The sequence below is a fragment of the Microbacterium umsixpiens genome (assembly GCF_053543675.1).
Genome location: NZ_JBLVOH010000212.1, coordinates 4,183 through 5,134, shown reverse-complemented (window position 1 = coordinate 5,134; position 952 = coordinate 4,183). Strand labels below are relative to the sequence as shown.

The window sequence follows — 952 nt, the reverse complement described above, 5'->3', positions numbered from 1 at the left end:
CGGCGCGAGCGATCGCGACGCGCTGCTGCTCGCCGCCGGACAGCTCATGCGGCATGCGCTTCTGCTTGCCGTCGAGTCCCACGAGCGCGAGTGCCTCGGGCACTGCCTGCTGGATGAATCCGCGCGAAGAGCCGGTCACCTGCAGGGTGAAGGCGACGTTCTGGTAGACCGTCTTCGACGGCAGGAGGCGGAAGTCCTGGAACACCGAACCGATGTGGCGCCGGAAGTAGGGCACCTTGCGGTTGGCGAGCGAGCGGAGGTCCCGGCCGAGCACGGCGACGCGGCCTGCCGTCGGTACGTCTTCGCGCAGGATCAGACGAAGACAGGAGGACTTGCCGGAGCCCGAGGCGCCGACGAGGAAGACGAACTCCCCGCGTTGCACTTCGAAGTCGACACCGGAGAGGGCGGGCTTCGACGTCCCGCGGTAGCGTTTCGTGACGTTCTCGAACCGAATCATGACGGTTCGAGCCTAAGCGCGCCCCTCCTGCTGACCGCGAGCGACACCCCGCACCGGCGCGTCCGCATCCGGAGAGCATGGGGATTGCTCCCCATCAGGAACTCCCTGCGAAGTCACCGGCCACTGCTATACATAAGGGTGCGGTCGCACCATGGAGCGGCCGAATCGTCTTCGAGGGGGACCCATGAGCACGACACCTGCAGGTTGGTACGACGACGGCAGCGGACGCCAGCGGTGGTGGGACGGTGAGCAGTGGACGGAGCACTTCGCTCCGGACGCGACCGCCGCAGCCGATGCGGAGTCGGCACCGGTGGCACCGGATGCCGCCGAGGCGTCGATCGGAATCGAGACACCGGCGACCGACGCTCCCGCCGTCGACGAAGAGCCCTCTTCTGACGCACCGGAGGCACCGTCCACCGATGACACCGTGATCCGCACCTCCGCCGAGGCGCCGACCGCCGCGACCACACCGCTCGGCGACGACGTGGCCCCCAA

General features: G+C 68.4%; 2 protein-coding genes. One reads left to right on the top strand and one right to left on the bottom strand.

Annotated features, from left to right (window positions below; genetic code table 11):
- On the bottom strand, positions 1-457 hold a 457-nt coding region (locus tag ACNPM4_RS18230), incomplete at its 3' end, for a cell division ATP-binding protein FtsE (RefSeq protein ID WP_448986636.1).
- A gap of 184 nt (positions 458-641) precedes the next feature.
- On the opposite strand from ACNPM4_RS18230, the gene ACNPM4_RS18225 reads away from it, so the two are divergent.
- Positions 642-952 (top strand): DUF2510 domain-containing protein (locus ACNPM4_RS18225; protein WP_448986635.1); only part of this gene is annotated, 311 nt, incomplete at its 3' end.